The organism is Chryseobacterium sp. SIMBA_028 (genome assembly GCF_046535285.1).
In the GTDB taxonomy this organism is placed as follows: Bacteria; Bacteroidota; Bacteroidia; order Flavobacteriales; family Weeksellaceae; genus Chryseobacterium.
Genome location: NZ_JAWRWZ010000753.1, coordinates 1 through 241 on the forward strand (window position 1 = coordinate 1; position 241 = coordinate 241).

At 36.5% G+C, this 241-nt stretch carries 1 protein-coding gene; it reads right to left on the minus strand.

What is annotated here, in order from left to right:
- A partial coding sequence (locus SCA31_RS25270; RefSeq protein WP_410699680.1) for a GLPGLI family protein occupies nucleotides 1-241 on the minus strand: 241 nt, incomplete at both ends.

Here is a 241-nt window from a genome sequence, read left to right on the forward strand (position 1 = left end):
TAATTTTTTGATTTCAACAGCCTCGAAACTATAATCTCCATCTATAGATTCCGCTTTTATCACTAAACCCGGAAGGCCGGAGAAAATATAAGGCCCATCATTGATTGGGATATCAGCGGTATATAAAAGATGCCACTTTCTCTGTCCAAAGTCGGTGAAGGCTTCATTGGTAGTATACTCCTTAAAGGGACCATACTTTTTAAGGTCATAATATTTTGGATTTTTTTCTTTGTACCAATAC